The organism is Nocardia sp. NPDC004278 (genome assembly GCF_053602975.1).
Window position 1 is genome coordinate 2,943 of the sequence record NZ_JBSGEQ010000083.1, and the last position, 7,709, is coordinate 10,651.

General features: G+C 63.7%; 11 protein-coding genes. All 11 read left to right on the forward strand.

What is annotated here, in order from left to right:
• Positions 1-428, forward strand: a 428-nt coding sequence (locus ACWEO2_RS43890) for a hypothetical protein (RefSeq protein ID WP_452410809.1), incomplete at its 5' end; no start/stop codon positions are given.
• Positions 425-697, forward strand: coding sequence for a hypothetical protein (locus tag ACWEO2_RS43895; protein ID WP_452410810.1), 273 nt, complete (start codon positions 425-427; stop codon positions 695-697). The genes ACWEO2_RS43890 and ACWEO2_RS43895, both read left to right, overlap by 4 nt.
• 1 nt (position 698) lies before the next feature.
• Positions 699-1,352, forward strand: a complete 654-nt coding sequence (locus ACWEO2_RS43900) for a DUF2637 domain-containing protein (RefSeq protein WP_452410811.1) — start codon at positions 699-701, stop codon at positions 1,350-1,352.
• 16 nt (positions 1,353-1,368) lie between these two features.
• Complete coding sequence (locus ACWEO2_RS43905; RefSeq protein ID WP_452410812.1) at positions 1,369-1,788, forward strand: hypothetical protein; 420 nt, start codon at positions 1,369-1,371, stop codon at positions 1,786-1,788.
• A 280-nt stretch (positions 1,789-2,068) separates the two neighbouring features.
• Positions 2,069-3,343, forward strand: a complete 1,275-nt coding sequence (locus tag ACWEO2_RS43910; RefSeq protein WP_452410813.1) for an FtsK/SpoIIIE domain-containing protein — start codon at positions 2,069-2,071, stop codon at positions 3,341-3,343.
• Positions 3,340-3,660 (forward strand): hypothetical protein, encoded by a 321-nt coding sequence (locus ACWEO2_RS43915; RefSeq protein ID WP_452410814.1) that lies wholly within the window; start codon positions 3,340-3,342, stop codon positions 3,658-3,660. The genes ACWEO2_RS43910 and ACWEO2_RS43915 overlap by 4 nt, the downstream gene beginning before the upstream one ends.
• The gene (locus tag ACWEO2_RS43920; protein ID WP_452410815.1) at positions 3,657-3,833 is read left to right on the forward strand and encodes a hypothetical protein; all 177 of its coding nucleotides are present in this window, start codon (positions 3,657-3,659) and stop codon (positions 3,831-3,833) included. Before ACWEO2_RS43915 ends, ACWEO2_RS43920 begins: the two co-directional genes overlap by 4 nt.
• A complete protein-coding gene (locus ACWEO2_RS43925) occupies positions 3,802-4,431 on the forward strand; it encodes a hypothetical protein (RefSeq protein WP_452410816.1) in 630 nt (209 codons plus the stop codon). Before ACWEO2_RS43920 ends, ACWEO2_RS43925 begins: the two co-directional genes overlap by 32 nt.
• Entirely contained in the window at positions 4,428-6,215 is a 1,788-nt protein-coding gene (locus tag ACWEO2_RS43930) for a replication initiator (protein WP_452410817.1), read from the forward strand. Before ACWEO2_RS43925 ends, ACWEO2_RS43930 begins: the two co-directional genes overlap by 4 nt.
• Positions 6,216-6,227: 12 nt before the next feature.
• Positions 6,228-6,407, forward strand: a complete 180-nt coding sequence (locus ACWEO2_RS43935; protein WP_452410818.1) for a helix-turn-helix domain-containing protein — start codon at positions 6,228-6,230, stop codon at positions 6,405-6,407.
• Positions 6,404-7,603, forward strand: coding sequence for a tyrosine-type recombinase/integrase (locus ACWEO2_RS43940; protein ID WP_452410819.1), 1,200 nt, complete (start codon positions 6,404-6,406; stop codon positions 7,601-7,603). The genes ACWEO2_RS43935 and ACWEO2_RS43940 overlap by 4 nt, the downstream gene beginning before the upstream one ends.
• The last annotated feature ends 106 nt before the right edge of the window (positions 7,604-7,709 follow it).

Below are 7,709 nucleotides of genomic sequence, written 5' to 3' on the forward strand. Positions count from 1 at the left end.
ATATGTGGCTTTCCACCGATTTCCGTACCGCGTTCCCGATGGGGGTGTTCCTGCTCGGCGGCATCGAGGCCGTCACCGAGTTCAACCAGGACCGCAGCGCGCCGAAGCGTCACCAGCTCGATTTCGATCGTGACGGTAACGGCACCGGTAAGCGCTTGTGGAAGGCCACGATCATGGACCCGACGGGCGGGAAGGCGGCGCAGGCCAGCTTCGATGTCGTGTTCGTCTCTGATCATCAGCCGGTTCCGTCGACTCCGGAGATCTCGCCGGGTATCCGGCCGATCGAGCTGGAGGGGTTGATGCTCAAGCCGCGAGTCGTCGGTAACGGTGAGTTCAAGTCGATCGGCTGGAACATTCGGGCGACCGGCATCGTTGGCGACAACTCCGGTGCGAAGGTCAACCAGCCCGCCGCGTCGAAGGCTGCGTGATCGCCATGTCCCACATGAGCATGCATGTCGGCCTCTGTGCCTCGATGAAGGTGCAGTATCACCCGGCCCGTGACAGTGAGCACGGTTTCAAGGTTCCGGCTTCGGTGTGGATCTCGCTGGACAACGAACACTCTGGCGGATCGACGGTGTATCTCGACATCGAGCACATTCGTCAACTCGCTGAGGAGCTGCCAGGGCTGCTGATGGCCCATGATGCCGCAGAGCACGCTGCCGCTGAACGGGCTGCGGTCCAGGCTGAGGCGGCCTGAGATGGACACGGCGGATCAGCAGTCCAAGGGGATGGCGTGGGCTCGCTGGTCCGCCGTTCTCGTTGTCGTGGTCATCGGCGTTGCCGCGTTCGTGTTGTCGTTCGCGGCGCTGCGTGACCTCGCGGTCAAGGCTCATACGCCAGAGGGATTGGCGTGGCTGTTCCCGGTCATCGTGGACGGCACCATCATTCAGGCCACGATCGCCGTGTTGGCGTTGGCTGAGAGCGACGACCGCAAATGGTTCGAACGTGTCCTGATTGCTGGGGCTGCGGTCTCGATCGGCGGCAACATCGCTCACGCTCTGGTGTCGGGTCACGGGGTCGGTGCCGCGGTGCTGGCGGTGATCGCCCCGGCTGCGTTGTTGATCGACACGCATGGCCTGGCGGTGCTGTTGCGCACTCGGAAACCCTCACCGGTCGAATCAGACACTCCTGCAACGGATTCAGTTCCGGTAGTTGCTTTGCCTGCGCAACTTCCGGATGCCGTGCCTGAGCCCGTCGAAGTCCCTGCGCCTGTCGAAGTTCCTGCGCCCGTTGTGGTGGCCGAGGTCCCGGTTGCGCCGGTGGTCTCCGCGCCGGTGCGAACCATCCAACCCATTCCCGCCCGTCCGGCTGCTCCGCTGCTGCCTGCTGCGGCTCCGCTCACAATTTTCTGAAAGGTGTTGATTAGCAATGAATTTGATGTTCCTGCGTGAGATGTTCGGCTTCCCACCGCCGCCAGTGCGGATGGAAACCGGTTACGACCCGGATCAAGACGTGGTCTTCCTGAAGCTGGGGCGCAAAGGGGTTGCGCTGTCACCGCGCGAGGTGTTCTGGCTGATCGAGGATCTGCGCGATTCGGTGGATGAGCAGGTCCGCAGCGTCGGGGCCGACCAACAGTCGCCCGTCCCCGCCGCGTCGTTTCCCGGTGAGGTGGAAGCGTTCTGCCACCGATTCCCCAACGGGGAGCTGGCCGTGGTGATGGAGATCGGGAGTGAGACGACCGTTCACGTCTCGGTGCGGATGGACTACGACCAGGCCGAAGCGCTCGCGGCTGATTTGGTCGCGGCCTTGACCGAGTTCGGTATCGCTCGCGGGTCGGCGGTGGCGTGATGTCGACATTGTTGCTGCTGCCCGTAGGTGTGGTGTTCGCCGCTGTGATCGTGTCGGCGGCTCCGGCGGCCGTGGCTGATCCGTCCGGGTGCGTGATGTTCTGCCAAAACCAGCCCTCGCGCCCGTCTCCGGACAAGTGCGCGATGTTCTGCGAACCACCGGCACCACCGCGTGATGAGAGCGCGTGCGGCCAGTTCTGCGTGCTGAACAACAGCTGGGATCGCGGGCCGCACTGATTCGTAGACGGACTCTCCCTATTTCTGAAAGGTGTTGACTAACAATGAGTTTGATAACGACGTTGCCTCCGCTGGCCGCGATTGCCGGTGGTGTGGGCATGGCGGCGCGGATGGCGTACTGGTCGCGCAAGCCCGCGGCTCGTGTGGAGACAGTCGCCGATTGGGTGGCTGCGGCACCGATGCCGTTGAAAGCCTCGATCCTGGTGTTCTGTGATCGTCAACAAGAATTCATGTTGTGGCGTGAGCTGGGTGTCGGCTCGAAAGATGACGGTTTCCCCACGGTCCTGGATGTCGAGTACACCGCCTACGGGCTGGATGTTGACGTGCAGATGCGCGGCGGGCACAAGCTCTCGGACTGGACCGATCAAGACACCCTGGATGCCTTGGCCCAGTACCTCGGTGTTGCGGAAGTGACTGCGCTGTCGTCGTTTCCTGGCTTCATCCGCCTGCAGATCCGAGTGCATGACACCCTCGCCAACCCGGTCCCGCTGCCGCTGGAAGTCCCTGATCACGTGGATTTGGAGGCGGTTGCCTCGGGCGTGTTCGAAGACGGCGCGAGCTGGCGTGTTCCGATCCAGGGCCGTCACGTCCTGATCGCGGGCGGTATGGGTTCGGGCAAGTCGAGTGTGTTGTATTCGCTGGTCAACGGTATGGGGCCTGCGATCCGCTCGGGGCGGGTGGAGTTGCGGGCAGTGGACCCGAAAGGCGGTCAGGAACTGGGGTTTCTGGAGCCGTTGTGCTCCCGGTTCGAATGCACCACCCCCGAAGGCATGGTCGGGCTGTTGGAAGAAACCGCCGATGACATGCAGTCCGCGGCTCAGAAGTATCGCGCTGACAGGGTCCGTAAACCCGTTCCTACACCGAACAACCCCCTTGTTGTCACGATCATCGACGAGGCGGCCACGTTGAGCGCGTTCACCGAACCGAAATGGCAACAGCGGTTCGCACGTGCTCACGGCCTGCTGCTGTCCCAAGGGCGTGCACCACTGTTCTCGGTGATCGAAACGGTCATCGATCCGTCGAAAGAGAATGTGCCGCAACGGCAATTGCTTCCGTACCGGGTCGGCATGCGCATGGACGAAGCCGCCCAGGTCGCCATGATCCACGGACAGGGCGCACGTAACCGCGGCTCCTACTGCGACCGTATCCCGCACACGACACCGGGCGTGTGCTACGTGCAGGAAGACGGCACAGCGGGGTTCCGGCGGGCTCGCGCGTTCATGGTCACCGACACCGATGTCGACCGGATCGTCGACCAGTACACCCCGGTCCCCCGCCCGGTCGATTTGGCCGACTTCGCCGAGGGGCGTGCGGCATGAAAACCGGGTTCGTCACCGAGGTACACGTGGTCATCTACTGCGACGTCTGCGGCGACACCTACACCGACAACACCGGTGAAGGCATCTGCTTCGAGACGGTCAACCAGGCTGTCGGCTACCTCAACGCCCGCTCCGCTGGTGTCGGCTGGATCTACGACGGCGACAAGGTCATCTGCGACGGCTGCCAAGCCCTGGCCCGCTGCACCGAAGCCGGCCACACCTTCCCCGACCGCCGTATCGCCGTGCGGCTCAGCAAAACCACCCATTCCCGCACCTGCACCGTGTGCGGCATCTCCGAAACCGAGGCCCTGTCATGAACACCAACCACAGCTACGACGACAACGTTATCGACCTGCACGCCCGTCGCCGCTGCCAGCTGCAAGCCCGGGGCCTGGATCCGGTCTCGGTCGCGGTTCACCTGCTCGCCGAAACCGGGACGCTTCCGGCCTGGGGCGCCGATGACTACGACGGTGGGGACTGGGCGGCATGACCAGCAACAAACCGGCAGCGCAGCGAACGAACCCGATCGTCGCCAAGGCAGCCGCCTCGGTCCGGAAACCACGTCCGAAGCGCAAGGACCTGCACGAAACCTGCCGGAACCAACTCGCCTTGTTCGAACTCGCATCCGAAGGGAGAGCATCGAAATGATTTGGTGGACAGCAGCTTTCGCAGGTGAAGCGATGTTCGCGGGGATGGTGTTGTGGCGGGTTCGCAGCCCGCGGACCTTCCGACGGTGGATTAGCGCCCCGCTCCGTGCCCGCTATCTGACCTGGTACCGCTACCGGCTGCGTTGGTCCCGCCGCATGACTGCCGCCCGCCTCGCCCTCACCACCGCCGATGGTGTGACTCGTGTTCCGCGTCTGTTGTCGGTCCGTATCGGAGACACGGCGGATCGGGTTCGGGTGCGGATGCTCGACGGGCATTGCCCCGCCGACTACGAGAACCGCACCACCCACCTCGCCACCGCTTTCGGTGTCCCGGGTTGCGACGCCGCGATCGTCGGCCCCGGAACAGTGGAAATCGTTCTCTACCAACAAGTTTCACCCGATTCTGCCGTGCTACTGGATGACCTGAAGGACGTGGCATGACCGAGATGATCGACGGAGGCCGGACCGGGGACACCACTCCCGCTCCGGCCTCCGGGCCATCCACCCCACAAACCACACCCATCGCCGGTGTCGCCCCCAACCGGGTTACCGCCGCCGAGCGACGCGCGATGCCCGACATCACCGACATCGCCGAAGCGGCCGCCGAGAAAGAAGGCGTCTGCGCACGCGTCATCCCCATGCGGGCCTTCGACCCGATCACCTCCCACACCTCCTACGTCGGCGCCCCCTGCAAATCCACCAACGCCACCACCTGCCCCGCCTGCGCCAAAGCCAACCGGTACCTGCGCATGACTCAACTGCGCGAAGGCTGGTGCGCCGAACATGAACCCGTCGACCCCGAAACCGTGGTCACCGAAGCGCAGCAAGACGTATTGGGCTCTCGCGCAATCCTTTTCACCGACTACCACGACGCTCGCCGTACCGGTGATCACGAACTGGCGGACGCGATCAAAGCATTGGTGGCCGACCTCGATGTCGAGCTGCGTGAACTCGGCGTGCGGGGCCGCCTCCCAGCGCTGGATGAGAAACCACGCCGCAAAGCCAAGTCCACCCGCCGCCGTGACGACCTGCCCGACCTGCCACGCCAGAAGGTCAACAAAGCCCTCACCGTGGGCACCGCCTACGCGAGCGGCAAATACCGGCCCTCAACGTTCTTCACCCTCACCCTCGACTCCTACGGGCACATCAACCGCGTCCGCGACCCCGAAACCGGAAAGATGGTCTCCGACGGTTCCCCGCGTGACCCCGAGTCCTACGACTACACCCGCCAAGCCCGCGACACCATCCACCTCGCCCGCCTGTTCGACCGGTGGATGCAGAACCTACGCCGCGCGGTCGGCTGGAACGTCCAATATTTCGCGACCGTGGAACCACAGAAACGCGGCGCCCCGCACCTGCACATCGCTATCCGCGGCTCGATCCCCTCCAAGCTGCTGTACCAGGTCACCGCGGCAACCTTCCGCAACATCTGGTGGCCGCACTTCGACACCCCCGTCTACAGCGACGCCAACATGCCGGTCTGGGACTACACCGCAGGCACTTTCGTCGACCCGCGCACCCGCAAGCCGCTCACCTATTGGGATGACGCGTTGGCGGTGATGGACACCGTGGACGATCTCGAACCGGCCCACACGCTGAAGTTCGGTGGCCAGTCCAAAGCGGTGCAGATCCTCGGCGGCAGTGAGGAAATGCACACCAAGGTTCGGTATCTGACCAAGTACCTGACCAAGTCGATCGCCGAAGTCCTCGACACCGACTCGACCCGCGTCGCGGTGCACTACGACCGGCTCCACGCGGAGTTGCAGCAGACTCCGTGCTCGCCTCGGTGTGGTGTGTGGCTGCGCTACGGCATCGTCCCCAAGGGCGCCAACGAGAAAACCCAACCGGGCAAATGCAAGGGCAACGCCCACCGCCGTGACACCCTCGGTCTGCCCGGACGGCGCTGCTTGAACTCGGGTAAGTGGTCGGGCAAAACGGTCCCCGACCATAAGGCCGATCGACTCGATTTCGTCCGCCAGGAGCTCGCCCGCGTCGGCATCCTCACCCCCGATACCTCGCACCTGCGGATCACCCCGGTGGGTCCTGGCGACAAAGACGCGCCACCTCGTTCGCATCTGGTCATGGCGCTCGTTGCTGCCCGGATCAACCAACGCGCCCAATACACCAACGCCCGCCTCGCCATGACCGAAGGACCACCAGGTGAAAACCAGGGAACCAGTGCACCGCAAGACCTTTCGATCGTTCAGCAATCCACAGCAGCATAGGGAGGGACCGTCATGTCCAAGCTTCTCAATGAGTCCGAAGTTCGCAAGTTGATCCCGATTGGTCGTAGCAAGTATTACGAGCTGATCGGGTCCGGCGAACTGCGCTCGGTCAAGATCGGCCGCCGCCGCTTCGTCACCGAACAGGCTATCGCTGACTACATTGCCCGGCTCGACCATGCGTCGGCAGCATGAGCAGGCAGCAACTCCCTCCGCAGATCTCCAAGATTGACGTCACGGAGCGGCGAACGGGTAAGCCAGGTATTCGCTACGAGGTTGTTGCCGATGCTGGCCGTGACCCTGAGACTGGCAAACGGCACCAGGTCCGGCGTCGTTACCGCACGGAGAAGGAAGCGCGGTCGGCCCTGGCTAAGTTCTTGACTGATGCGGCATCGGGGAGCTTCGTGCCTCGCAAGGACGTATCGGTAGAGGAGGTGTGCGCGGATTGGCTTGAGAGTATGCACTGGGCTCGCCCGACGACACTCGCGGGCTATGAGTACAACCTCGCTCCGCTGCGCGAGAAGTACGGGGCCGTCCCGGTGCAGAAGTTGACCCGCAAGCACCTGGACGACTTGGTGGCCTCGTTGAAGAAGGGCGGCAGCAAGACTGAGAAGGGCAACGTTCGGCGGCCCTGGGCGGCGCGGTCGCTCAAGCGCACGGTTGAAACGATCTCGTGGGTTCTGGACTACGGGATTGAGCGAAAGTTCTTGTCGCACAACATCGCTCGTGCGATCAAACCGAAGCCGGGCCGGAAGCGGAAGCCTCAGACCTACACCCCGGCTGAAGTTTCGACGTTCCTGACTAGCCTGGACGGAGACCGGAACGGACACCTGTGGTTCCTGGCCCTGTGTGGTCTGCGGCGTGGAGAGATCGGCGGCCTGCGGTGGTCCGGTGTGGACTTCAAGGCGAAGACGATCACTGTGAACATCGGTCGGGCCGCTGCTGGGGGCAAGGCGGTGGAGGACGACCCGAAGACCGAGGCGTCGGAGCGGACATTGCCGATGGACGACGAGATGGTCTCGGTGCTGCGGAAGGCGCGTCGTCGGCAAGCGGCGGACAAGTTGCAATTGGGGAAGGCGTACCAAGATCTCGGCTACGTCGCGTGCAATGAGGACGGCTCTCCCTTCCATCCGGACACGCTGACGCACAAGTGGGCCAAAGCGGCCAAGGCTGCGGGGGTTCGTCACATCCGCTTGCATGATGCTCGTCACACTTGCGGTACCACGATGCACCTGCGGAAGGTGCCGATGGCGGTTATCGCTGCTTGGCTCGGCCACGCGGATGCCAGTGTGACAGCGAGGATCTACGCCCATTCTCAAGTTGATGCGCTCGCCGCGGCTTCGAAGACTTTGAGTGAGGTTGTGACAACTCGTGACATCGAGGCTGGCTGAGGTTGCGAACGAAACAGGCCCCTGATCGCTTGAATGCTGGTCAGGGGCCTTTTTCGTGCGTGCCCTCGGCAGGATTCGAACCTGCGGCCTTCTGCTCCGGAGGCAG